General features: G+C 39.0%; 21 protein-coding genes. 9 read left to right on the forward strand and 12 right to left on the reverse strand.

Features of this window, described 5'->3' with window-relative positions; translation table 11 throughout:
* Positions 1 to 64: 64 nt before the first annotated feature.
* Positions 65 to 3,922 carry an ATP-dependent RNA helicase HrpA gene (hrpA, locus tag B806_RS0112495; RefSeq protein ID WP_017386353.1) on the reverse strand — a complete coding sequence of 1,286 codons (3,858 nt, stop codon included), beginning with the start codon at positions 3,920 to 3,922 and terminating at the stop codon, positions 65 to 67.
* Positions 3,923 to 4,274: 352 nt separating this feature from the next.
* On the opposite strand from hrpA, the gene ahpC reads away from it, so the two are divergent.
* Together ahpC and B806_RS0112505 are read left to right on the forward strand one after the other, a co-directional pair.
* Complete coding sequence (gene ahpC / locus B806_RS0112500) at positions 4,275 to 4,838, forward strand: alkyl hydroperoxide reductase subunit C (RefSeq protein ID WP_003652649.1); 564 nt, start codon at positions 4,275 to 4,277, stop codon at positions 4,836 to 4,838.
* A gap of 194 nt (positions 4,839 to 5,032) precedes the next feature.
* A complete protein-coding gene (locus B806_RS0112505) occupies positions 5,033 to 5,248 on the forward strand; it encodes a KTSC domain-containing protein (protein WP_005070287.1) in 216 nt (71 codons plus the stop codon).
* A gap of 65 nt (positions 5,249 to 5,313) precedes the next feature.
* Here the strand turns inward: B806_RS0112505 and B806_RS0112510 are convergent, their stop codons facing one another.
* Both B806_RS0112510 and B806_RS0112515 read right to left on the reverse strand, forming a co-directional pair.
* Positions 5,314 to 5,901 (reverse strand): class I SAM-dependent methyltransferase, encoded by a 588-nt coding sequence (locus B806_RS0112510; RefSeq protein WP_017403109.1) that lies wholly within the window; start codon positions 5,899 to 5,901, stop codon positions 5,314 to 5,316.
* Between the two features lie 45 nt (positions 5,902 to 5,946).
* Entirely contained in the window at positions 5,947 to 6,165 is a 219-nt protein-coding gene (locus B806_RS0112515) for a DUF1653 domain-containing protein (RefSeq protein ID WP_017386355.1), read from the reverse strand.
* A gap of 257 nt (positions 6,166 to 6,422) precedes the next feature.
* Between B806_RS0112515 and ahpF the strand changes: the two genes are divergently transcribed.
* Positions 6,423 to 7,988 carry an alkyl hydroperoxide reductase subunit F gene (gene ahpF, locus B806_RS0112520; RefSeq protein WP_017403110.1) on the forward strand — a complete coding sequence of 522 codons (1,566 nt, stop codon included), beginning with the start codon at positions 6,423 to 6,425 and terminating at the stop codon, positions 7,986 to 7,988.
* Between the two features lie 172 nt (positions 7,989 to 8,160).
* Positions 8,161 to 8,505, forward strand: coding sequence for a hypothetical protein (locus B806_RS0112525; RefSeq protein WP_002121546.1), 345 nt, complete (start codon positions 8,161 to 8,163; stop codon positions 8,503 to 8,505).
* A 60-nt stretch (positions 8,506 to 8,565) separates the two neighbouring features.
* Here the strand turns inward: B806_RS0112525 and B806_RS0112530 are convergent, their stop codons facing one another.
* On the reverse strand, positions 8,566 to 9,177 hold the full coding sequence (locus B806_RS0112530) for a glutathione binding-like protein (RefSeq protein ID WP_016141668.1): 612 nt from the start codon (positions 9,175 to 9,177) through the stop codon (positions 8,566 to 8,568).
* A 207-nt stretch (positions 9,178 to 9,384) separates the two neighbouring features.
* Positions 9,385 to 11,823, reverse strand: coding sequence for an ExeM/NucH family extracellular endonuclease (locus B806_RS0112535; protein ID WP_017403111.1), 2,439 nt, complete (start codon positions 11,821 to 11,823; stop codon positions 9,385 to 9,387).
* Positions 11,824 to 11,968: 145 nt separating this feature from the next.
* Here B806_RS0112535 and trmB point away from each other — a divergent pair, with 145 nt between their 5' ends.
* The 3 genes from trmB to B806_RS0112550 all read left to right on the forward strand — a co-directional run bounded on the left by trmB (position 11,969) and on the right by B806_RS0112550 (position 14,158).
* Positions 11,969 to 12,685, forward strand: a complete 717-nt coding sequence (trmB, locus tag B806_RS0112540) for a tRNA (guanosine(46)-N7)-methyltransferase TrmB (protein WP_002121537.1) — start codon at positions 11,969 to 11,971, stop codon at positions 12,683 to 12,685.
* Between the two features lie 172 nt (positions 12,686 to 12,857).
* Entirely contained in the window at positions 12,858 to 13,232 is a 375-nt protein-coding gene (locus B806_RS0112545) for a hypothetical protein (RefSeq protein ID WP_017386358.1), read from the forward strand.
* A gap of 299 nt (positions 13,233 to 13,531) precedes the next feature.
* Positions 13,532 to 14,158 carry a glutathione S-transferase gene (locus B806_RS0112550; protein WP_017386359.1) on the forward strand — a complete coding sequence of 209 codons (627 nt, stop codon included), beginning with the start codon at positions 13,532 to 13,534 and terminating at the stop codon, positions 14,156 to 14,158.
* A 14-nt stretch (positions 14,159 to 14,172) separates the two neighbouring features.
* Here the strand turns inward: B806_RS0112550 and B806_RS0112555 are convergent, their stop codons facing one another.
* From B806_RS0112555 to B806_RS0112575, 5 genes are all read right to left on the reverse strand, one after another.
* The gene (locus tag B806_RS0112555; RefSeq protein ID WP_017403112.1) at positions 14,173 to 14,952 is read right to left on the reverse strand and encodes a F420-dependent NADP oxidoreductase; all 780 of its coding nucleotides are present in this window, start codon (positions 14,950 to 14,952) and stop codon (positions 14,173 to 14,175) included.
* A 93-nt stretch (positions 14,953 to 15,045) separates the two neighbouring features.
* On the reverse strand, positions 15,046 to 16,473 hold the full coding sequence (locus B806_RS0112560) for an OmpA family protein (RefSeq protein ID WP_017386361.1): 1,428 nt from the start codon (positions 16,471 to 16,473) through the stop codon (positions 15,046 to 15,048).
* A gap of 213 nt (positions 16,474 to 16,686) precedes the next feature.
* The gene (locus B806_RS0112565; RefSeq protein ID WP_017386362.1) at positions 16,687 to 17,922 is read right to left on the reverse strand and encodes a dihydroorotase; all 1,236 of its coding nucleotides are present in this window, start codon (positions 17,920 to 17,922) and stop codon (positions 16,687 to 16,689) included.
* A 12-nt stretch (positions 17,923 to 17,934) separates the two neighbouring features.
* Entirely contained in the window at positions 17,935 to 18,951 is a 1,017-nt protein-coding gene (locus B806_RS0112570; RefSeq protein ID WP_017403113.1) for an aspartate carbamoyltransferase catalytic subunit, read from the reverse strand.
* 124 nt (positions 18,952 to 19,075) lie between these two features.
* Entirely contained in the window at positions 19,076 to 19,420 is a 345-nt protein-coding gene (locus B806_RS0112575) for a hypothetical protein (protein ID WP_017386364.1), read from the reverse strand.
* 239 nt (positions 19,421 to 19,659) lie between these two features.
* Here B806_RS0112575 and rlmKL point away from each other — a divergent pair, with 239 nt between their 5' ends.
* Positions 19,660 to 21,870, forward strand: coding sequence for a bifunctional 23S rRNA (guanine(2069)-N(7))-methyltransferase RlmK/23S rRNA (guanine(2445)-N(2))-methyltransferase RlmL (rlmKL, locus tag B806_RS0112580; RefSeq protein WP_017386365.1), 2,211 nt, complete (start codon positions 19,660 to 19,662; stop codon positions 21,868 to 21,870).
* A gap of 18 nt (positions 21,871 to 21,888) precedes the next feature.
* Here rlmKL and B806_RS0112585 read toward each other — a convergent pair whose 3' ends face one another.
* On the reverse strand, positions 21,889 to 22,305 hold the full coding sequence (locus B806_RS0112585) for a hypothetical protein (protein ID WP_017386366.1): 417 nt from the start codon (positions 22,303 to 22,305) through the stop codon (positions 21,889 to 21,891).
* 268 nt (positions 22,306 to 22,573) lie between these two features.
* Between B806_RS0112585 and B806_RS0112590 the strand changes: the two genes are divergently transcribed.
* Positions 22,574 to 23,068 carry a CinA family protein gene (locus tag B806_RS0112590; protein ID WP_002121541.1) on the forward strand — a complete coding sequence of 165 codons (495 nt, stop codon included), beginning with the start codon at positions 22,574 to 22,576 and terminating at the stop codon, positions 23,066 to 23,068.
* Positions 23,069 to 23,118: 50 nt separating this feature from the next.
* Here B806_RS0112590 and clpB read toward each other — a convergent pair whose 3' ends face one another.
* Complete coding sequence (gene clpB / locus B806_RS0112595; protein WP_017386367.1) at positions 23,119 to 25,698, reverse strand: ATP-dependent chaperone ClpB; 2,580 nt, start codon at positions 25,696 to 25,698, stop codon at positions 23,119 to 23,121.
* Positions 25,699 to 25,750 lie beyond the last annotated feature (52 nt).

Raw genomic sequence — 25,750 nt, forward strand, 5'->3', positions numbered from 1 at the left:
TTAATCTTTCATTTATAAATTGCGTTGTAGGCTAAACAACAGCATAAACAGACCCCGATCTATCTTAACTGATTCCCAAACGATCCCATAACTTTTGCAGTCGAGTTGGCGAAATAGGCATCTTGGTTTTCATCGGTTGAGAAAATAAAGAAATGCGGAATTCTTCCAACATCAAATACAATTCTTTGATTTTTGGATCGTTTTTGAATTTAAATACCTTGTCCATCCATGGATCGACATCGTCAATTGCAGCATGATCTCGCTGTAGATTATTTGGCAATCGATCTAAACGCAATAGCAGTGCTTTTAAATAACGCGGGTATTCCTGCCAAAGATCGACTGGTTGGCGGTAAACAAAATTGCCAAGTGACATTAAATCTAACTGATCTTCAATATCATCAATACTGCGTCCAAATACGTCTGGATCAAGTACTAAAAGCTGACGACGAATTTGTTGCCACTGAATATAAATATCACTTAATTGCTCAAGTGCTTGCTGACCATAACTCAAAAATTGTTTTTTGACCTGATCTAGCAGCTTATTAAATTCGTCAGCGTTAATTGGCAAAGTCGTAATTGCCATTTGCAAGGTTGCATAGACTAACATCTGCTCAAGCTTAGCTTTATCGCCCAAAGGAGAATAAGCCAACGCGAGCGGTTTTGAAATCTGCTTTTTCAACTGGCGAACCAAATCACCAAGTTGCATATGAACCAGACGAATAATCCCTTCACGATGCTGTTTAATCGCCTCAGTTTGATCGTTAAACGTTTGAATAACAATGCCTGACTCATCTTTAGCTTCGAGGTCAGCAAAAGCCTTGGTCGGAACTAAAGCCTGATATTGTTTAACTACAACGCCCGTGACTTTATGAGAAGCCTCGAAAGTAAAGTTTTCAGGAAAGTCTTTAAACTCGCCTTTTTGCTGTTTAACTGGACGATGTGTTTCCACTCGGCAACGTGCTTTTAACTCAGGTAAATCACGCCCTTTCGCAATCAGCTTACCTTTTTCATCAATCACTTTAATGAAAGGCACCAAATATGGATCAATACGTTCAAACGAGAAATCTTTTTCAGTAATTTGCTCGCCACGTAAGGTAAAAGCTAAATAACTAAAAATATGTTCACGTAAATGTACTGCATCAACCCCTTGCATGAGCTTACGAGCTGTATCAGGAATTGGCACCACGTTACGACGCTTGTCTTTAGGTAAAGCTTTGAGTAAAGCCTCAATTAAATCTTGACGCCAACCCGGAATTCCCCATGACCAGATATTTTCATTAACCTGAGGCAGCGCCTGTACAGGAATTTGAACAGTGGCACCATCTTCGTCATGGCTCGGGTCAAAATGATATGTGGTTGCTAAACGCAGCTGCCCATTATGTAAATGATCTGGGAATTGCTGCGTTGTTGGTCGATCATTGAGCCAGAGCGCATCATCGTCAATAAATAAATAACGTGGGTTATTTGCTTCTACTGTGGCACGCCAGTCTTCAAAGCTACGGCGACTCGCGATTTCCTCAGGAATTTTCGACGCATAAAACTGATAAATTGTTTCTTCATCCACCACCAAATCACGACGACGCAATTTATCTTCAACTCGCTCTACTTCTTCAAGCTTAAGTAAATTGTGTTTTAAAAATGGTGGAACTGTACCCAAGTTACCAGTAGTTAATGCATCGCGTAAGAAAATCTCATGAGCAGCAGGCTGATCAACTTTTTCAAAATTAATTAACCGTTTTGGCTCAATAATTAAACCAAATAAAGAAATTTGCGCATACGCATTGACGATTCCCGCTTTCTTAGACCAATGCGGCTCGAAATAGTGATATTTCAACAAGTCGCGTGCAGCAAGTAAAATCCATTCAGGGTCAATTTTGGCTAAAGTACGTAAGTACACTTGAGAGGTTTCGACCATCTCAAAAGCCATCACCCAAGAGGTATTGGTTTTATGCAAAGTACTCGCAGGGAAAACTTTAGCCTTTTGCTGACGCACTGCCATAAAGGTATTTCGTTCATCAGTTTTATTGGCAATAAACGATAATAAACCTGTCAGCAATGCACGATGCAAGTTTTCATAATTCGCAGGTTTTTCATTAAAACTGAGTTTTAAGCCTTCGGCTAACTCAACCAATTGCTGGTGTGTCTGTTTCCATTCACGTAAACGCAACCAGCTTAAGAAATGCTGCTTGGCAAATTGACGGCGTTTATTTTCAGACATCCCTGCTTCGCCTTTAGGATTCAAAGTATCCCAAAGCTTCAAATAAAATAGAAAATCTGAATCCGCTTCTTTAAACAAAGCATGCTTTTGGTCAGCTTGCATCTGTTTGTCGGCCGGACGCTCACGCGGGTCCTGAACAGCTAAAGCACTTACCACAATTAAGATTTCTTTGAGTACGCCAAAATGAGCACCACCCACGATCATACGTGCCAAACGTGGATCAATTGGCATACGTGCCATCATTTGCCCGACTTTAGTCAGCTCATTTTTCTTCTCGTTAAGTGCGCCTAACTCAATCAGCAACTTACGACCATCATTTACAAGGCGGAAATCTGGCGGCTCAATAAAATCGAAGTTTTCTAACTCACCTAACCCTAAACTCTGCATTTGCAAAATAACAGATGCTAAGTTGGTTCTTTTAATTTCAGGTTCGGTAAATTCAGGACGACTGAAAAAGTCTTCTTCGCTATATAAACGGATACACACACCCGGAGCAATACGGCCACAACGCCCTTTACGCTGATTGGCTGCGGCTTGAGAAATTGCTTCAATTGGTAAGCGTTGTACACGTGAACGGTAGTTATAACGTGATATACGAGCAAAACCACTATCAATCACATAACGAATGTTTGGAACCGTAAGTGCAGTTTCGGCCACGTTCGTCGCAATAATAATACGACGGCCTTTACCACCCGGACTAAAAATCTTCTGTTGTTCAGAAACAGCTAAACGCGCATACAAAGGTAAAATTTCGGTATGTCTTGGCCCGTACTTTTGCAAGGTTTCCTGCAATTCTCGAATTTCTTGCTCTGTGCTTGAGAAAATTAGAATATCGGCATGTTCTGGGTGACCTTTTGCTTCCGCATCAGCAAAACATTCTTCTACGGCTTGTACAACTGCACGAGGAAGGTTTTCTTCGAAATCATCAAACTCATCGTCATCACTGCCGCCAATATTCATTTCTGAAATTGGGCGATAAAGTACTTCGACAGGATAACTACGCCCTTCTACTTCAAAAATAGGTGCGTCATTAAAGTAATTACTAAAGCGATTTACATCTAAAGTTGCCGAAGTCACGATAACTTTTAGATCTGGGCGTTTTGGCAGTAACTGCTTTAAATAGCCCATAATAAAATCGATATTGAGTGAGCGCTCATGCGCTTCATCAATAATGATCGTGTCATATTTAGACAAATAACGGTCATTACCTAACTCGGCAAGCAAAATACCGTCGGTCATTAACCGTACGATAGAGTCCTGCGAACCTTGTTCATTAAAGCGGATTTTAAAACCAATAGACTCGCCAAGCTTTTCGCCGACTTCTTCTGCAATACGTTGAGAAACACTACGTGCAGCTAAACGACGTGGTTGGGTATGACCAATCATTCCCGTTAAGCCACGTCCCGCTAACATTGCAATTTGAGGAAGCTGAGTGGTTTTACCTGAACCCGTCTCACCTGCCACAATAATTACCTGATGCTTTTGAATCGCATCAATTAAGCGGTCTGCATATTGAGAAACAGGTAAATCCTGATTCAGTTTAATTTTAGGGAGACGTTCAAATCGCTGCCTTACTTTGGCATTAGATTGTTCAAATAATTTTTCAATCTCTGCTGTATTGGCTTTTTTATCTTTACGCAAACGATTTAAACGGTAACGATCTCTTGCCATCACCCACTGATCAATATTTAAATCATTCTGCACAGACAAATTTTCCTGAAAATACAACAATCCTCTATTTTACGCTCTAATGACCATAAGGTAAAACAGTTGGTTTTTTATATATTTTTAATTTTTTAAAATTTTACCCTTGAATTTTGACTAACGAGACTTCATGTTGTTAGGCAAGTTTCTTTTACGATAACTGTCATTTGATTTACATGTTTTTGCAGTCAAATCGAATACAGTGTTTGGGGACTTAAAAATCGTAAATTTATCACTTATTCGATTTTCCGATTTTAGTCATGTAAAAATACTATTTCCCCAATAAAGAATTTTTATTTATTCTACATCTCGTAAACAAGTTTAAATATAAACCTCAATCATGGAGACAATGATGAGCTTGATTAATACTGAAGTTAAACCATTCCAAGCAACTGCTTACCACAACGGCCAATTTGTTGAAGTTAACGAAACTAACCTTAAAGGTAAATGGTCTGTTGTATTCTTCTATCCAGCTGACTTCACTTTCGTTTGCCCAACTGAACTTGGTGACTTAGCTGACAACTACGCTGAATTCCAAAAACTTGGTGTTGAAATTTATGCTGTATCTACTGATACACACTTCACTCACAAAGCTTGGCACGACACTTCTGAAGAAATCAAAAAAATCCAATATCCATTAGTTGGTGACCCAACTTGGACTCTTTCTAAAAACTTCGACGTTCTTATCGAATCTGAAGGTTTAGCTGACCGTGGTACTTTCGTTATCGATCCAGAAGGTAAAATCCAAATCGTTGAACTCAACGCTGGTGGTATCGGCCGTGACGCATCTGAACTTCTTCGTAAAGTAAAAGCTGCTCAATACGTACACGCTCACCCAGGTGAAGTTTGCCCAGCTAAATGGAAAGAAGGCGAAGCTACTCTTGCTCCATCTATCGACCTAGTTGGTAAAATCTAATCTCTTATTAGATTTTAAAAACTCAAAGAACCATCCCTCATCGGATGGTTCTTTTGTTTTGAATAAGCACATCACATTTTCTACTGATACTTTTACAATTATGTCCTTCCCCATTACACGAAGTTTGAGTAATGTCGAATAAATAACCGATGTTTTTTGAGCTTAAGTAATATGAAATAAAAGGGGAAAAATTTATGGCGAATACTGTGGCAGTCACTTCATGGAAATACAATGCGACTTCACGTCATCTAAAAATATTTTATAGCGATGGTTCAGGTGAACTTTATCATCCTGTACCAGAATTTATCTATGACAACTTATTACGATCAACAGACAAAGCTGCTTTTGTACATAAATATTTAGAATTCGACTTACACTTTACTCGCCTATCTTTAGTGAATGCTTCATAACATAATGAAATAAGGCCTGCTTTGAACAGGCCTTTATGAATGAATAAATCAGATTTTTAAATGGCTTACCTTGCCACTACAATGCATAAACCAGCGCCTACCGGCAAAATACTGCTCATAAAATTTTCATCTTTTTTAATTAAAGCTAAGAATGAACTGACTTCAGCCGCATGTGAAATGACATTATCAATAATGAGTACGCCACCTTTTAGCTTCATCAGCCGTTTTAAATCTGGCCAATAATTCTCATAAGCAGGACGCTCAGCATCTAACAAAATAAAATCGAAATTTTCCTGAGCTTCTTTTAAATAGTCGGCTGCATCTCCCACCCAAAAATCAACCAATTCATCTAATGCCAGTTCAGTCGCATGGCGTTTCGCCTCATGACTACGATTGGCATCGATTTCAAGCGTAGTTACTTTACCGTGAGTTGCTTGTGCCGCCTCGGCAAGCCATAAAGTAGAATAACCTGTTGAAGTTCCGATTTCTAAAATTGATTTGGCTTGCTGCATTCGAATAAATTGCGATAGCAGTTTTGCAGACTCAGCCTCAATATTGCGATACCTCAGCAAACGATCTGCCTGCTGGGCATCATGTCTTTTAAAGGTGTCATATAAATCGGCAACTCTTTGTAAGAAAAAAGTATTTGGCATATATTCACCCTTTAAAATCGTTATTTTATATAAAAGCCGTTTGAGTTAAGTGCTTTGAATTAACTTAAAACGCGGAACGATACTTCCATCAGCCATTTGCACCGTTTCAGTAAACATATCTAGAGCACGTACCCAAGTTGAATAGTCACCATAAAGACACTGATAAACGACTAACTCTTCTTCAGTCTCGCTGTGTTTTGCCACAGAAAAAACTTGATAGAGATTACCTTTATAATGCTGATAAATGCCGCGTTGCAATGACATGAAAGTACCTTTTAATGTTATGACATAAAATCTTTACAGCCATATAACATATATAAATTTTTAAATACTTTCACTTTAAAACACTACAAAAGATAAAAAAGAATATTTTAGAAATAAATTATTGATCTTATTTATGAATGTTTCCAATAATTCAAAAAACCGATTGAATAAATAAAAACATACTGTTTTACCTATTTTGTGTTTTCACGTACTATGCATCTATTGCAAGAATTTGGATGTATTGGAGTAAAAAACAGATGTTAGATCAAAACATTAAAACTCAATTAAAAGCTTATTTAGAACGTTTAGAAAGTCCAATCGAATTAGTTGCTGCTTTAGATGAATCAGATAAAGCAGCTCAAATTAAAGAGTTAGTGACAGAAATTGCTGAACTATCTGACCAAGTTACTGCCCGTTTTGATGGCAACAATACACGTCGTCCAAGCTTTGGTGTGGCTAAAGCAGGTGAACAGCCTCGTGTATTCTTCGCAGGCTTACCAATGGGCCATGAGTTTACGTCTTTGATCTTGGCACTGTTACAGGTGTCTGGTTATGCACCAAAAGTTTCTGATGAAGTGCTTAAGCAGATTAAAGGCTTAAACCTCAAAGCAAACTTTGATGTGTTTGTATCATTAAGCTGTCATAACTGTCCGGACGTGGTACAGGCGCTGAACCTGATTGCGATTTATAACCCGAACACAACAGCAACCATGATTGATGGTTCATTCTTCCAAGACGAAGTGGAACAACGCAAAATCATGGCTGTACCAATGGTATTCCAAGACAACGAGCACATTGGTCAAGGTCGTATGACCCTTGAAGAGATTGTGGCAAAACTTGATACCAACTCAGCTGAAAAAGATGCGGCAGCACTGAATGCCAAAGATGCTTTTGATGTATTGGTGATTGGTGGTGGTCCTGCGGGCGCAACAGCTGCAATCTATGCTGCACGTAAAGGTATTAACACGGGTATAGTGGCTGAACGCTTTGGTGGTCAGGTCATGGACACCATGGACATTGAAAACTTCACCTCTGTGCAAAAGACTCAAGGTCCTAAGTTTGCTGCCGAGATGGAAGCCCATGTTCGTGAATACGATGTCGATATTATGAACCTGCAACGTGTCAGCAAAATCACGGGTGCCAACCAGACTGCAAATGGCTTGGTTGAAGTTGAACTTGAAAACGGTGCGAAACTTGAATCGAAAACTGTAATCCTTTCTACAGGTGCACGTTGGAGAGAAATGAATGTACCGGGTGAGCAAGAATACCGTACCCGTGGTGTCGCGTACTGCCCACACTGTGATGGTCCATTGTTCAAAGGCAAACGTGTTGCCGTGATTGGTGGCGGTAACTCAGGTGTTGAGGCAGCAATTGACCTTGCAGGGATTGTTGAGCATGTAACTCTGGTTGAATTCGATACCAAACTTCGTGCAGACCAAGTGTTGCAAAACAAATTGCATAGCTTGCCAAACACAACGGTGATTATGAATGCCTTAAGTACAGAAGTGTTAGGCGATGGTTCACAAGTGACTGGCCTTAAATATAAAGACCGTGCGACTGATGAAGAGCATGTGGTAGAGCTTGCAGGGATCTTTGTACAGATTGGTTTATTGCCAAACACTGACTTCTTGAAAGACAGTGAAGTTGAGTTAACCAACCGTGGCGAGATTATTGTGAATGACCGCAACGAAACCAATGTGCAAGGTGTATTTGCTGCGGGTGACTGTACGACTGTACCTTACAAGCAAATCATTATTGCTACAGGTGAAGGCGCTAAAGCATCACTCTCTGCGTTTGATTACATCATCCGTTCTGGGCAGTAAAATCGGTCAAAATCATTATTATTTATTTCAAGCCTAGCATTACAAAATGCTAGGCTTTTTTAATACTAGAGTTACAACTTTTTAACAATTTTCGATCTTTATTAATCATTTACTTTATGTTTATATTTTAGACATCCATATTTGGATGCCATGAATTAGAAGGAAAAACACAATGAATAAATTACTTGTTGCTTTAGGTCTTGCTGCGACTGTTGCCCTTGTTGGTTGTAATAAAGATAAAGCTCCAGAAACTGGCGCAACTACAGGTGAACACTTAGAAAATGCTGCTCAACAAGCAAGTGCTGATATCAAATCTGCTGGTGATAAAGCTGCTGACGATATTGCAACTGCAACTGATAATGCTGCTGAGAAGATCGATGCTGCAACCGATCACGCTGCTGATGCGACTGCTAAAGCTGCAGCTGAAACAGAAGCTACTGCACGTAAAGCGACTGCTGATACAGCTCAAGCTGTTGAAAATACCGCTGCTGAAGTGAAAAAAGACGCTCAACACTAATCGTCTTTAGTATAAAAAAGCCCCTATTGATTAGGGGCTTTTTTTGGCTCTTAAAATCTTTTATGAAATTAAGCCTTCGTCACGCATCGCAATTTGTACAGATTGACGTTCTGCAACTTTATTACGTAATGCAATAATGTGCTTATATGGTGTTAAATCATGCTCAATTGAGTTTGACCAATTTGTTAAAACAAATAGATAAGCATCTGCTGGACCGAAATTATCATTTACTAAATAATCGTAATCAGATTCAGACAAATAATTATCGATATATTTTAAAAGACGGTCGATTTCTGCATAAGCTTTGGTTTTTTCATCAGTGGTTAACGGCGCCCCAAAGAAGACTGCATAAGCATCATGTAATTCAGAGTTCAAATATCCCAACCATTCCAATACTTTCGCACGGCCCATCCCTGATGGCGGAATTAAATCCTGCTTAGGATCATGCTGAGCAAGGAAAGGTAAAATCGCAACATTTTCAGTTAACATTAAACCCGGATTAATTTCTAATGCCGGTACATATCCCTTTGGATTAATTTCGTAATAGTCGGCGCCTTTTTCTGTTTTATGTGTTTTTAAATCTACTCGTTCTAAGTCAAAATCAACATTAATTTCATTTAAAATAATATGTGCAGCTAAAGAACATGCGCCTGGCGAATAATATAATTTCATATCTGATCCTTGTTATCTCATATTAACGTTTTAAATTGCTTCTAGAAAACCTGCAAGGTTTGCACAATTCTTTAATTGTAAAAAAGCGTAAACTTATAAAATACTTACACCATCTAATATTCTTGAAAAATTTATTCCTTGCAAGTTGTCTTGCGTGACGATTGTTTAAAATATGATAAAACACATTTACGTCACGCAATTTTTCCATTAATTACGTTTAAAAAGCTGGCTAATCCAATTCATTAATTCAGTTAAGAAATCAAAAATACCGTTTTTCTTATCATCATCAGGCTGGCTTGAATCTTTACCATTTAAATCTAGATCAACAATTACCGGATCATGGTCTGAAGAACGGTAAGCATCTTCGCCATAGAACAAAGCCTTTTGCTCATCAGTTTTATATTCTTCGTTGTAATCTAAAGCGGTTGGCTCATCTGCATTGATATGCCATGCAAAAGTTCTCACTACTTTTGGGTATAAATCTGCATCAGCAATTGCATGGTCTAAGTTACCTGCTCCACCATTTCCATTGGCATCGCTTGCAACACCAAACACATAGCTATATGCCTGAGCACCCTGTCCTACCTTAGTGTCATTAAGTAAGACTTTATAGTTCGCTTTTTCAAACGACAAAATAGGTTCTTCTTTTGCGTAGCTGTTCATATCCCCTACAAGTAAAGCATTTTGCTTAGGCACTTGAGTTGGATTTTTTGCGAGCCATTGCACAATTTGATCAACTGCTTTTACACGAGTCGGGTTCCAGCAGCCTTGACCATCGTTTTGGTCTGCATCAGTAGAGCTAGCATCTACCCCACTACAGCTTTTCGATTTCAAGTGATTTGGAATAACGGTAAACGTTTTATTACCACGAACGGCTTGGAAACTTTGCGCCAATGTTGTTCGGTTCTTGTCGCCCAAATCAAGCACGACAGGCTTATTTAAAGGTCTAACACGCTTACTGTTATAAATAATAGCAACCGCAATTGCATCACTACCTAAACGGTCTAAATTTTCAGGAACAACGTATTTCCAATCACTACCTAAAGCACTGGTTAAATGAGCAATTGCACTGTTCGGGCCATAACCATTGTTAGCAATTTCCATTAAACCGTACACGTCAGCATCAATCGCTTTTAATGCACTCACAATTTTACGATGCTGTTTATCAAACTCAGTTTGTGTCGTTGCACCGCGCTCCGTTGGGAAACCCGTTGCACCATTGTCATAGTTCAAAACGTTAAATGAAGCTACGCGAATGTGATTAGCATTTTTGGTAATGACACTTTGACGCGGGTTTGTTTGAGTAATCACTTCAGGTTGATTACGTCCAAGCACTGGTTGCACACGCCAACCATTAAAACGGTATTCTAAAATACCTTCAGCATTCTTAAGTTGATAACCCGAACGTAGCGTATTGGCAGCGCTAAAATTTGTCGGTAACCATGGAGTACGGTTTTGGTTGTTATAGCCGTCATCAAAAATAATTTTCGACAATAAATTTTTCTGAGCAAGAGCCTTGGCTTCAGGAGATAACGCTGGATATAAATTGGTTGGAATATATAAGCGGCCTAAGCTTAGAGATAATTCACCATAACGGCCGTAATTGCAGTTCTCGCTCACCGTTAAAGTCTGGGGTAATTTGACCAACATGCCTTGATAACGCTGCGGAGAATGGGTCGAACTACCTGTTAAGCTAGCAAATGGGAGTTCAAGGCTAATTGGCTGTACCTGATTTGCCATATTGCTATTACAAGTTTGAATATCTTGTTGTAATTGATCTAATTGCAATTGGTTTTGATAAGTTGTTAAACGACCACGCAAAATAACTTCATCGCCAACTTGTCCACCTTTTACAGCGCTGCTATTTGGGATATAAACAAAAATAGCATTGCTGACATTAGCACGTGCTTTCGTATCTGGTGTCTGAACATAGAAGCCAGAAAAACCATTGGCATAACGATAGTCAGCAGTTATCACACCACGTACGGTATAAGTCTGGTTTTGTGCTGCGGTTGATAAATCAGCAATTGGTGTATCGGAGCTTGAACAACTTACTGTTTCAACAGGTGGCTGTGTTGTTGAGCCAGATAAATTTGAAAAGTCATTTCGGTTTGTCCAAGCCGACCATGAACGGTCCAAATCAAATGCTGCGGTTGCATCAATACTTAAAGCTGGGTTCTCAGTTTCAATACGCTTAAAACTATTTCCCAAGCTCGAAACAGCTGTTCCCCATCCAGCTTCCGGACGCTCACCAATACGGCCAAAACGGTCTACAGGTGTGCCTTTATAAACAAGTACAACGGCATCATCCCCATTAAAGGATAACGCAGCGACCTGATTTAATTTACTACCAAGTTCAGCCTGTAACTCAGAGCGACCTACCAAAAACTTCTGCTTACTGGTTAACGATCCTTGTAAACGGAAAGTTGCTGTTTTTGCGGTTCCACCATTATTAAATTGTTGAATTTCATAGTCGGCTAAATTAACTGTAGTCCCATCTGGATTATAAATTTCCAAACCTTTGCGGTTACTACTGCCGTCAACATATTGACTAAACATGAGCTGTGCTTGTGCCCAAGGACTATATGTAAAAGCACCAAGTGCCCCTAATAGCACAGAAAGTGTGCGTAATTGAAAAGTTTTCATGAGTAAATATGTTCATTTGAAATTTATATAGATTCTTAGATTAAATATTGAACATGACATCTACATGAAGAAAAACATCGAAACATTTGACTTGACCACATGAAGACTTAAAATACCGCATTTGAATTTCAATATTGCCAAGGTTATGTCGATCGATCAGTTAGAAACGCAAATTGCAGACTTAGACAATTTGCCTGAACACCGTGAAATTGTGACGTTTATGCGTCGTTCAGCACCACTTAATACGTCTCAACGCACGGCATTAGAACAACATCGCGATTTAATTTTGGAATATCCTGTTGGTGACTTACGCCAACACTTCGAACATCCAGAACGTCCTTTAACTGTTGAAATCGGTTTTGGTATGGGTCGTTCATTAGTGCTTATGGCAAAAGCAAACCCTGAACGCAACTATGTGGGTATTGAAGTTCACGTACCTGGTATTGCTCAGTGTCTTTATGAAGCAGGTATGGCGGAACTTAAAAACTTACGTGTACTTGATGCAGACGCGATTCAGGTTTTACGTGAAATGCCAGACAACAGTATTAACTGTGTACAACTTTACTTCCCAGACCCTTGGCAAAAGAAACGTCATTTCAAACGCCGTTTTGTTATTCATGAGCGTATGCAACTGGTTGAACAAAAACTTGAGCTTGGTGGTACTTTCCACGCAGCAACAGACTGGGAACCGTATGCTGAATGGATGCTTGATATTTTAGACAACCGTCCAGATCTTGAAAACTTGGCAGGTAAAGGCAACAGCTACCCGCGTCCAGAGTGGCGCCCAGTGACTAAGTTTGAACGCCGTGGTATTGAGTCAGGTCATAAGATTAATGACTTTATCTTTAAAAAGATAAAGTAAATAATAAAAAAGGCCTAGTTTATTACTAGGCCTTTTTTATTTTAAAACCAATCTAGTGAATAAGTAGAATTAAAAATTAACTGAGTATAAAGATTTAAATGAAAATAACTTTTGAATTATTAGTTATATAAATATAATAATAACCACCATTTTAACTAGACAGAAAATAACAATGAAGCTTTTCGCATTTCTAATTTGCATAATTGTCTCAAGTGGCTGCTTTGCCTCAACTCAAGAAGACTTTGAACTTAAATATTACAAGTTAATGGAACGATACATTCAAACACAATCGGATAGAAATCAAATCATTTCCACAGAAGCAAAAACTGAGCAAGAAGATCTTGTTAGGTCTAATAAACTCAAAGCTCTTGATTGCAAAGGATGGAAAGAAAATATTGAACTTTTTGACTTTATCTTAAGTAGATTTAAAGAATATGAATCAGCCTCAGAAGAGGTTAGAACAATGGGATATACTAAAGAAAATCTACAGGAGGATTCTGAATGGCTGCGCGAGCAATTAGACAAGCCAGAGAACAAATGTAAATAAACAAAATTCAATGAACCGCCGAAGTGAAGTGCGGTTTTTTATTACCTACTAAAAGCGGATACAGACAACGTAACAAGCAGATACTTATTTTACTTCTAATTACCAGCATCCCCCTCTTGAGGTATATTATCTTCCTTTATTCCCCCCCTAAAATAAAAAGCTCTCAATCATTATAATTTTCTTTAAATGTCACTTTAGCTATTCTCTAGACTTATTAATATTCATAAATCATGTTAAAAATATAAAAATGAACGCTTCAACAACTAATTACTTAAACTCACGAGAAGTCAGAAAATACTATGTTAAAAATTTTAGGGCGCGATAACTCCATTAATGTTCGCAAAGTCTTATGGTTGTGTGAAGAACTAAATCTTGAATATGAAAGAGAAGATTGGGGTCGCGGCTTTCGCTCTGCTCAATCACCTGAATATTTACAATTAAACCCAAACGGGCAAATACCTGTTGTTATAGATGGTGATTTAGTGCTTTGGCAGTCCAACAGTATTATCCGTTATTTGGCAAATGCATATGATAAAGAACATCAGCTTTACCCTATTCAAGCGAAAGAAAGATTCTTTGTTGACCAATGGATTGATTGGCAAGCGATCGAGCTGAATAACAGCTGGACTTATACAATTATGTCTCTGTTGAGACACTCACCAGATCATCAAGATCCCAACTTATTACAACAAGGTATTGATGACTGGAATCATCATATGCAGATTCTCGATCAACAACTCGTAAAAACTCAGGCCTATGTTGCAGGTACTGAGTTCACTCTAGCGGATATTCCAATTGGTCTATCGGTACAGCGCTGGAAAGCTACACCTTTTGACCATCCAACGCTTAAAAATGTCGACCAATATTTTGAACGTTTAAATCAGCGTGCGGGCTTCTTAAAATGGGGAAATAACGGCGAACCTTGACCTTTAAATAAGCTTTAATCCGAGTGATGGCGCTTCACGATGCCATCACTTAAAAGTTGATAGACCTGTTTTAAATCATCTCGATTTGCTTGAGCCAATAAGCCTTGATGCAATGTCAAGATATTTTGATCCCCCCTTACGGCAGGCCCTGTTTGCATTTGCTTTGGATCATTTTCAGTCGCTTTTTTTGCTGTTTCCAAAATTAAAGGATAGAGCAAACTAAAGTCGACCTGCTCTTTATCTACTACCTGCTTTGCCATATCAAAACAATAGTTACTAAAATTACAGGCAAATACTGCTGCTAAATGCAAAGTTAAACGCTGTTTTGAGGTGTATTGATATACTCTATTACTTAGGCTATTTGCTAAATCTGAAAGTAGTTCTTGATCAGTATCTGTTACCGCTTCCACAAATAATGGTGTTGCTGACCAGTCAACGTCTCTTTCAAGGCTAAATGTTTGTAATGGATAAAATACCCCTGCATTTGTATGCACATGACTGACGACTTCAATATCTGTGCTACCAGAGGTGTGAACCATAAGTGTTTCAGGAAACAATTCATGAATCTGTTTTGCAAGCTCTGCAATCGCACTATCTGAAACCGCTAAAATGATAAGATCGGTCGGTTGAAATTCGCTAAGAGACTGACATGCTTTTACCTGAAACTGCTCTGCAAACTTTTGGGTTTTCTCAAAATCACGCGCATAGACTTGTATGATGTGATGACCTTGAGCCAACAATACCTTTGCTAAATGAAAGGCAACTCGCCCACTTCCAACCAAACTGATTTTCATATCAATCCAACACTATTTATTCCAACAAAAAAGCTTCTCAAAATGAGAAGCTTTTTTCAAATTAAAATATCTAATTTTTCATACATCAGAATATTATTGAGCTACTGAAAACTCGATACGACGGTTTTTAAAGCGTCCTTCTTCTGTCGTGTTCTCTGCAACAGGCTGATCAGAGCCATGACCTTGTGCAACTAATTTAGACCCGTCTACACCTTTAGATGTTAAATAGTCGACTACTGCTTGAGCACGGCGCTGTGATAAAGCTTTATTTGCTGCTGCATTACCCGTCGAGTCAGTGTGACCACCCACATTTAATTTCACACCACTGACTTTATTTAAAAGTGTTGCAGCTTGATCAAGAATAGCTTTATTGTCTGCTGGAATATCGCTTGAGCCACTCGCAAAGTTAATGATTTGCAAGTTAAGTGCTTTTACTAATGCATTTATATCGACATTATTCGGATCAATTGAGCCTAGAGCAGTTTGCGAAGCAGTTAAGCTATTGCTTACAGATTGCTCAGCTGTTTCTGGTGCAGTAGAAACAACTTCAGTGTGAGGAACAAGAGCTTTTACTTTTGCGGTTAATGCTGCTAACGCTGCTGCATCACCTGCTTTCAAAGTAATTTTGTCACCTATCCATTCTAAAGATGCATTTGGCACACCTTTTAAGGCACCAAGCACGCCAGCAAGTGCATCTTTATCTGTAAATCCAGCTGCATATGTTTGACTAGTATCAACGTTACAATCCTGAGTTGATGAGAAAACCTGCTTAACTTGAGTTTGTAGGGTTGCTAAGAATCCTTGATCGCCAATACCTGCCTGACACTGGCTAACAGCACCTTTATCATCTGTGCTTAAGGTTAAACTCGCAGGTGCAGCTGCGGTAGTAGCCTCAACACCACTGGCAGCCGTTGGTTCAGGTGCTGGTACAGCTTCTTTATGCTGGCAAGAACGCCATAACCAAGCAATGATAAGACCCAAAATAATTAAGGCAATAATAGGGAGGAACCCACGAGATTTGCCTGTTTTTTCACTGGCTGCAGCTAATGGTGGGGCTGCTGAAGTTGCATGTGGAACTGAAGATAAACCTGCACCAAGTCCTAAAGGAGCTAATAGACCCACTGCCCATCCCGGCAAATGCGAACGAATAGTATCTGCATGCTGACGTAAATAATTTACAATACTCTGTTGATCGTTTCCGGCAACGTCCGAAATTGCATTAAGGCTAGGTTTAATTGCACTGTTGAGTGTGCTTTCGATTTCATTATTTGGTGCTGTACCACTTAAATGAGTCAGTACAGTATTCTTGATTTGGTCATTATGAGAAAAAAGGTCTGATAACGAAGGAGCCAAACTGTTTTTTAATTGTCCAATAAGATCAGGTTTAGCAGCTAATAATGAAAGTAAAATTGGATAAAACTTAGATAAAGCATTCGATTTTTCGCCTAGGTATCCATCCTGATTATCTAATATTGTTGATGATACTTTTTCTTTAAGCAGTTCTATAGGGTTTATCGACATTGGTTATTCTCCCGAATTTTATACGTCGTAACCAGCAACTTTTGATTATTCAAATACTTCTCTTTGCTGATAGTTTTTTATTCTAATGTGCGCTCAATCTTTTGTTGTTTTTTAAATAATTTATATACAAATTTCCATCTAGTATTTACAAAACAGGCAGATCTTATTGATCTACCTGTTTATATTTTAAATTTACTTTAAATAACCGTTTTATCAGTTAGCAAAAGTTTGAAGTACTTTACCGGTAAGGTTTTGACCCAGCAATGGAGTATTTTTCCCTTGTGATAAAATTGTGTCTTTGCTTACTGTCCAGTTTAATTCAGGATCTACTAATACCCATCCTGCTTCATCTTCCCAACGCGTAGTCATATTGGCAACCTGCGCAGGTACGCTAGTCACTTTTTCAACCCACTCTAAAGGTTCAAATAAACCTTCATTAATGAGCTGAATGCCTAAAGATACATAAGTATCAAAAGCAGTAATGCCCGGTTGAGTTTCAGCAAATGGTGCCATTTTTGCTGAACTGCTTAAAGGCTCATGATGCGTACAAATTGCATCAATCACGCCTTCTTTTAAGCCTCGACGTAAAAGTTCTTTATCTTGCTCAGAACGTAATGGTGGACGAACATGCGCAAGTGAATTAAAACCATCAGTTAAGTGTTCAGTTAAATGCAACTGATGCATTGCTACATCGGCAGTCACAGGTAAACCTTTTGCTTTTGCTGCGCGAATTAATTCAACCGATGCACCGCAAGATAACAAACCAAAGTGAGCTTTTACGCCAGTTGCTTCAATCATAAGCAGATACTTTGCAATTGCTACAGTTTCAGCAATTGCAGGAATCATCGGCAAACCTTGGCGAGAAGCAATAAAGCCTTCGTGTGCACATCCATCTTTAGCAATCTGCGGCTCTTCAGCATAAAATACAACTGTTAAACCAAGACCCGCTGCATATTCCAAGGTACGAATAACTACATCATCATTTTCAAAAGCAGCATTTGCATTAGAAACAGCAGTACAACCACCTTTTTTCAAGCCCGCCATGTTTGCTGGTTGCTTACCATTTAAACCTTGGGTCTGAGCACCAATGATATGCATGTGAATGCCCCCATCATGCCATGCCTTTTCAATCAAGCCATGAATGAGAGCACCGTTGTCTTGTACAATCGGCTTTGAATCAGGTGGTGTAATAACATGCAAAATACCATTGGCACGTGCTGCCTTACCTTCCGATTTCAATGTCCCATGTTGCTGTTGACCCGGTTCACGCAAACGCGCGCACAAATCAACCATGGTTGGCATTAACCATTTTCCTTGGCCATCAATGGTTTGCTCAACTTGCTCTACAGGAGCAACCAACTTGCCATTTTCAATATATACAGTTTGTACGCTGTCTGTTATTTGGATTGGGTCTAACACACGTACATTTTCAATTTTTACAATACTCATGTGATCCATTCCTTACAACGTAATCGCTTCAATTAAACCTTGCTCTTGGAGTTGGCCTTGCATTGATAACGCCAATACCGCCATACGAACTGCAATACCATTGGTTACTTGTTTCAAAATAACCGACTGGTCTCCATCAGCAACACTTGAATCAATTTCTACACCACGGTTCATTGGTCCCGGATGCATCACAATGCAATCTGGTTTAGCTAAACCAAGACGTTCTTTGTTTAAACCATACATTCTGTAGAATTCAGACTGTGAAGATAACGCTGGAGAGTCAATACGTTCGTTTTGAATACGTAAGGCAATAATCACATCACAATCGGCAATGCCTTCATCCATCTTGTTAAACAAGCGAACGTGCTCGCCATATTCCGAAAAGCCCACTGGCAATAATGTATTCGGTGCAATCACACGAATATCTTTACAACCTAGGGTTTGTAATGCAGCTACATCCGAACGTGCTACGCGAGAGTGTTTAATGTCCCCGATAATAGCAACGCTTAAATCTTCAAATGTTTTTTTTGTTTCACGGCGAATAGTCAGCATATCAAGCATCGCTTGCGTCGGATGAGCATGACGTCCATCCCCTGCATTAATAATCGCGACCTTTGGACATACATCTTTAGCAATGAAATGTGCAGCACCCGAAGATGAATGGCGAACAACAAAGATATCCGCTGCCATTGCTTCAAGGTTCCAGAGCGTATCGCGCAGAGTTTCACCTTTTGAAGTACTTGAACGAGCAATATCAATGTTCAGTACATTGGCAGACAAACGTTTTGCTGCTGCTTCAAAAGTAGTACGGGTACGTGTGGAGTTTTCAAAGAAGAGATTCATAACCGTCAATCCCTCTAAGAGCGGACGGTTAATTAAATTATTATTATCGTCTAAAAAGCTTTGTGCGGTATCTAAAATCTTGGTGAGGTTTTCTTTTGAAAGTCCCTCAATCGTTAAAAAATGTTTTAAATTTCCGTCTTGATTGAGCTGAACCTGGCTCGGTTGATGCAACGCTGCAATATGCATAATGGATTCCTATGGGTCGAATCGCGAAAACGTGCATAGTGTAGCTGAATTCCGCTCTTTTCGCAGAAGAACTTTACAGAATAAGGCCCTAAATTGACCAGAAAATTTAGAACCTTATTGGCAATTACCTTAATGCACCAATGTAATGGTGCGGAACTTGTGCCCGATAAATATCCTCGGCGGTAATTTCCGACTCTTCATCGACTTTAACAACAGCAATTTTTTCTTTTTGAGAAGGCTCAGGTATTGTATCAACCAACGATTTCAATCGTTCAACACATCGTTTTAATTCGTCATCCTCTGATTCTAGTGCCAGCGCAATGACATATTTTGCATAATCTTTATTTTGGACAACGTACATTGCATCAATTACGCGCCCCGTCACCCTACGCATGCGTACATATATTTGTGTCGCTACTGAGAAAGCATCCGCATTAGCAATAAAACCATTCCCCATCATGTCTTTCATTTATAATTACCCCATCAATTTAAAATAATAAAATGGTTAAAAACTGGCTATGTTTGTTAATTAAATAACCATTGATAGGATTGAGTTAGCAAAATACATACCACTTTAATTGTTTTAATCTTTAAAAATCAGTTTATTGGTTGGATTATGATAGGTTGCAATAATTTAAAAACCTTTACACATCAAAATAAGTTAAACTTTGCATCGTTAATATTTATATGTTTTGGTCAATCGAGTTTATGAATACCTCTTTACGTTTAAACCACTATTGGATTACTTGTGCTGATGGTTTAGAAGCCCTCTTACAAGAAGAAATAGAACAGCTTGGCACCAAAGTGACAGAACGTAAAGCAGGACGTTTAATCATTGAAGGAACGCTTGACCATGCTTATCGCATCTGCATGTGGTCGCGTCTTGCCTCTCGTGTTTTACTTCCAATTCATACTTATGAACTCGAACATACACACGATACGCGTGATGTAGCAGAAGAGCTTTATGAAGGTGCGATTAGCTTTGACTGGTCACTTATTTTTGCACCACAAAGTACCTTCGCAATTCGCTTACATGCAGAGCGTGAAATTAAGGTTAACACTCAATTTGCAACACTTAGAGCAAAAGATGGTGTAGTTGATTCCTTTATGGAAGCTGTAGGTCGTCGTCCGAGCATTGACACTAAACAACCAGAAATTACGTTATATGTTTTAGCAGGTAAAACTGAGCATACATATTGCCTAGATTTATCAGGTGATTCATTACATAAACGTGGTTACCGTCGTTATATGACGGATGCGCCAATTAAAGAAAACCTTGCTGCGGCAATCTTACAAAAAGCTCAGCTTCAAAAGCGCAACCCAGAGATTGTGCTCGACCCGATGTGTGGTTCAGGTACATTTATTATTGAAGCATTAATGATTTTAACTGACCGTGCACCAGGCCTTGTTCGCCGTTTTGGCTTTAATGGCTGGCATGGTCATGACCGCGAACTTTGGCTTTCACTTAAAGCTGAAGCAGCAGAACGTCATGAAAAGGCGCTTGAATTACCTTTACCTAAGTTTTATGCCTACGATGCAGACTGGGAAGCTGTAAAAGCCACCCGTGAAAATATTATTGCGGCAGGCTTTGAAAAAGTATTAGGTCAAATTCAGATTGAAGAACGTACTTTAGCGGACTGGCCTGATTTTTCAGCTGAAGGCAAAACTGCATTTATTGTGACTAACCCTCCATATGGTGAACGTTTAGGTGATAAAGCATCTAACCGCTCTCTTTACTTAGGTCTATCTGCACTTCTACAAAAACATTTTCCAAATCAATATGCAGCAATTATTGCAGCGCAAATTGAACAAGCCGATGTTTTAGCATTTGAAGCGCCTGAAACCTTACGTTTAATGAATGGTAAGTTACCAATTTACATTCGTTTTGGTTCAATTAAGCCAGAAAAAGTAACTCAGCCATTCTTAGCAACTTGGCAAGCTCAACCTATTGAAATGGAAGAAGCTCAAGATTTTGCTAATCGTTTGCAAAAAAATATGACTGCCTTGAAAAAATGGGCAACGAAAGAAAATGTTTATTGCTTACGTTTGTATGATGCAGACTTACCTGACTTTAATGTCGCTGTTGACTTATACGGCGATCGCTTACATGTTCAGGAATATGCACCACCAAAAACAATCGATCCTGAAAAAGCAAAAAAACGTTTTAATTTAGCACTCGCTGCAATTCGTGCTGTTACCGGTTTAAACCGCGATGCCATCTTTATTAAGACACGTGCGCGCCAAACAGGTACTAATCAATATACGAAACAAAGCACAGCTTCAAAACGTTTTATCGTTCAGGAAGGTAAAGCTAAAATATTAGTTAACCTGACAGATTATCTAGATACAGGTTTATTCCTTGACCACCGTCAAATGCGTTTACGTATCGCACAAGAAGCTCGTGGTAAGCACTTCTTGAATTTATATAGTTATACTTCTACAGCAAGCTTACATGCTGCTTTAGGCGGTGCTGCAAGTACGACAAGTGTAGACTTATCTAATACTTACTTAAGCTGGTCAAAAGAAAACTTCGTTTTAAATGGCCTGACTGTAGATCACGCAGATGAACAGCACATGTTCTTTGCGAGTGACTGTTTTGAGTGGTTAAAAGAAGGTCACGAACAATATGACCTTATTTTTATCGATCCACCGACATTCTCAAACTCTAAAAAGTTCTATGGTACTTTCGACGTCCAACGTGACCATGTTTCACTCATTAAACGTGCAATGAACCGTTTAAATAGTGAAGGAACGCTCTATTTCTCAAACAACTATCGTGGTTTTGAAATGGATGAAGAGATCGAAGCTATTTTTCAGGTTGAAGAAATCACTTCTGAAACCATTGGCCCTGATTTTAAACGTAATCAGAAAATCCACCGTGCATGGAAAATTCAGCATCCTGGTCTAGATCAATATTAATAAGACTAGAGGTTATTATTACTTCACGGTAATAATAACCTCGCCATGAACATTTTTTGATTCAAAATCATATTTGGTAAATCGGTCTGCTCTTTCCGGTAATGCCATCATTTCCAGTTTCTTCTTTTCCTTACTATCGATAACATGGTTTTGTTTTTGTTCTTGATAAGGTGAAAGTACACTTGTTCTAAGTGCATCCCATCGAACTTGTTGTAAATAATTATCCCCTAACACCTGACGTGCTTGTTGTTGTTCTATCATTGGTTTCTTAGCATCGTCTTGAGCTTTCGCAATAATCACAGGTAAAGCTGCATTTACTGCCCCTGTTTGTGTTGCTAAGGCCCCTTCACTTAGAGGCTGTGCAGCCCATACATTGATGGGTATTAGCGAAATAAAACCTAAAATACACAGCGCAGGTCCTTGTTTATTGTTCATTGCATTTATCCTAAATTGTTATTGTTCGTTATATCGAACAAAATTAACAATTTTTTAAACATGTCGCAATGTTATAAATAGACTTCCCGACAATTAACATTGATCATTTTAAAACCTGAAATATTTCACAAGCATTTAGTGAATATTCAAGTTGTTTTATAGATTTTTATCTCAGACTTGTACGACACTGCTAAATCACTTACTGTAATTTTATAATTTATCTGTAAATTGATTTTATTTATAAATAAACACCATTCGAGGTGAAATAATGCTTCAGCAGTGCTGCCAACTATTAGAAGATCGCCAGCTCAAAATTGCTTTTATTGAGAGTGCGAGTTCGGGTTATTTAACAAGTCAGTTTTCTATTCACAAAAATAGTGGTGCAGATATTTTACTAGGTGGCTTAGTTAGCTACGACCCAAGTATTAAAATTAGTATTTTAAATATCGATCCAAAGTTAATAGAGACTTACACAGCAGAGTCACCGCAAGTCACAGAGGAAATGTGTAGGCTGGGTCAAAGCTTATTTCAACAAGCTGATATTATTGTCAGTTGTACTGGGCTATTAAAATCTGGCGGAAGTGAAACCCCAGAAAAACCTGTGGGCACCTTTTTTATTTGCATTTCTTACCAACAGCACATTTATCATTATCGTTATTTTTTATCTGGTCACTCAGAACAAAAGTTAAAGACATTAACTCAGAAAGTTTCAGATGCCATAATTGCTTTACTCACATCAACCATAAAAACTGATTCACCATAAAAAAAGAGAATATGTTTCCATATTCTCTTTTCGGTTTTAGCAGAAAAAGCTTAACTGAGTTTCATTTTATCGAAGACTAAATGCCCATTTTCGCCTTTAACTAGAATAGTATCACCTGCGACAAAATCACCCGACAAGATTTTTTGTGCTAATGTGTTTTCAATCTGTTGTTGAATCGCACGTTTCAATGGACGCGCGCCATAGACAGGATCGAAACCAGCATCAATCAATAAATCAAAAGCGGTATCATCTACAGTTAGACTCATGTCACGATCAACAAGACGCGAACGTAATCGATCCAACTGAATATCGGCAATACCACGAATTTGTGCTTTTTTGAGTGAATGGAAAATCACAAGCTCATCAATCCGGTTAATAAATTCCGGACGGAAATGCTGACTTACCGCATTCATTACAATGGTACGCACTTCATCATCAGTTGCACTTTCGCCAAGCTCACGTACATCTTGTGAACCCAAGTTCGAAGTCATCACAATTACCGTATTTTTAAAGTCCACTACTCGACCTTGTGAATCGGTTAAGCGGCCATCGTCCAATACTTGGAGCAAGATATTGAATACATCTGGATGTGCTTTTTCAACCTCATCAAACAACACCACGCTATATGGCTTACGGCGAACAGCTTCAGTTAAAACACCACCTTCTTCATAACCGACATATCCTGGAGGCGCACCAACTAAACGGCTAACAGAGTGTTTTTCCATGAATTCACTCATGTCGATACGAATCATCGCATCATCACTGTCAAACAAGAAGTTAGCTAAAGCTTTAGTCAACTCTGTTTTACCAACACCTGTTGGACCCAAGAACAAGAATGATCCACTAGGACGATTCGGGTCAGACAAACCGGCACGTGAACGGCGAACAGCATTCGATACCGCAACAACTGCTTCATCTTGCCCAACTACGCGGTCATGTAAAAACTCCTCCATATTAAGAAGTTTTTCACGTTCGCCTTGCATCATTTTAGCAACCGGAATACCTGTTGCAGCACTAACAACTTCAGCAATTTCATTTTCAGTTACTTTAGTACGAATGAGTTTTGGCTCTTCGTTCTCCTCTGCAACTTCATCTTGCTCCAGTTGTTTTTGCAACTCTGGAATTACACCATACTGTAAACGTGCTGCCTCAGCCAAATCACCTTCACGCTGAGCTTTCTCAAAAGCAATACGCGCTTTATCAAGTTCCACCTGAGCCTGTTTAGTACCTTCTACCAAAGTTTTTTCAGACTTCCAGATTTCTTCAAGATCGTTGTATTCTTTCTCGACTTCAGCAATCTGTTTTTCAAGATGAGTGACTTCTGCTTTACTGCCGACATCTTCATCTTTTTTCACTGCTTCCAATTGCATTTTCAATTGGATTAAACGGCGATCTAGCTTATCAAGTGCTTCAGGTTTAGAGTCAATCTCCATTTTAATACGAGAAGCTGCCTCATCAATCAAATCAATTGCCTTGTCTGGTAATTGACGATCAGTGATGTAACGATGAGACATTTTCGCCGCAGCAATAATCGCAGAGTCTAAAATTTGCACACCATGGTGAGTGGCATATTTTTCTTTGAGTCCACGTAAAATTGCAATCGTATCTTCAACACTTGGCTCATCAACTAGCACTTTTTGGAAACGACGCTCTAAAGCTGCATCTTTTTCAATATATTGACGATATTCATCTAAGGTCGTCGCACCCACACAGCGCAATTCACCACGTGCTAATGCAGGTTTTAACATATTACCCGCATCCATTGCGCCATCACCTTTACCTGCCCCTACGAGTGTATGTAACTCATCAATAAACAGGATGATTTCGCCTTCGTGTTTTGCTAAGTCTTTTAAGACAGCTTTTAAACGTTCTTCAAACTCACCACGATATTTAGCACCAGCCAGTAATGAACCTAAGTCGAGGGATAAAACACGTTTATTTTTTAATCCCTCTGGCACTTCACCATTCACAATACGCTGTGCCAAACCTTCAACAATAGCGGTTTTACCTACACCAGGCTCACCAATAAGAACAGGGTTGTTTTTGGTACGACGCGATAAAACCTGAATGGTACGGCGAATTTCATCGTCACGCCCAATGACAGGATCAAGTTTTCCAGATAAAGCACGCTCTGTTAAATCAATCGTATATTTATTAAGTGAGTCACGTTGGTCTTCGTGATTATTACTCATGACTTTGTCATTACCTCGAATATGTTCAATTACTTTGCGTAAGCTGTCGGGAGTTACACCTACCGCACTTAAAATACTTTTAGTTTCGCCTGTCTCTGCCAAACCTAATAAAACCCAGTCAGTTGATAAAAATTCATCACCTGCTTTTTGCGCATATCTATCTGCCAGATTAAGCGCCTTAACAGCTTCAGGGTTTAAATTGACATCCCCAGTCGGATTCGCAATGGTCGGAGCATCTTTTATAGCTTGCTCAAGCTTTTGTTTAAGTTCAGGTAACCGTGCACCTGCTTGTTGCAACAAACTAATATTTGATGGCTCTTCTAACAAGGTAGACAAAATATGAATACCTGCGATAGCGGTATGGTCTTTACCCATCGCTAAAGATTGAGCATCTGAGAGGGCTTGCTGCAAGCGGTTTGTAAATTTCTCAAAACGCATTCTTGTTATTCCTCACAACAAATTTGTACTTGTCTAATAGATGGGAACACTT

It is taken from the genome of Acinetobacter sp. TG2027 (assembly GCF_000302435.1).
GTDB lineage: Bacteria > Pseudomonadota > Gammaproteobacteria > Pseudomonadales > Moraxellaceae > Acinetobacter > Acinetobacter pittii.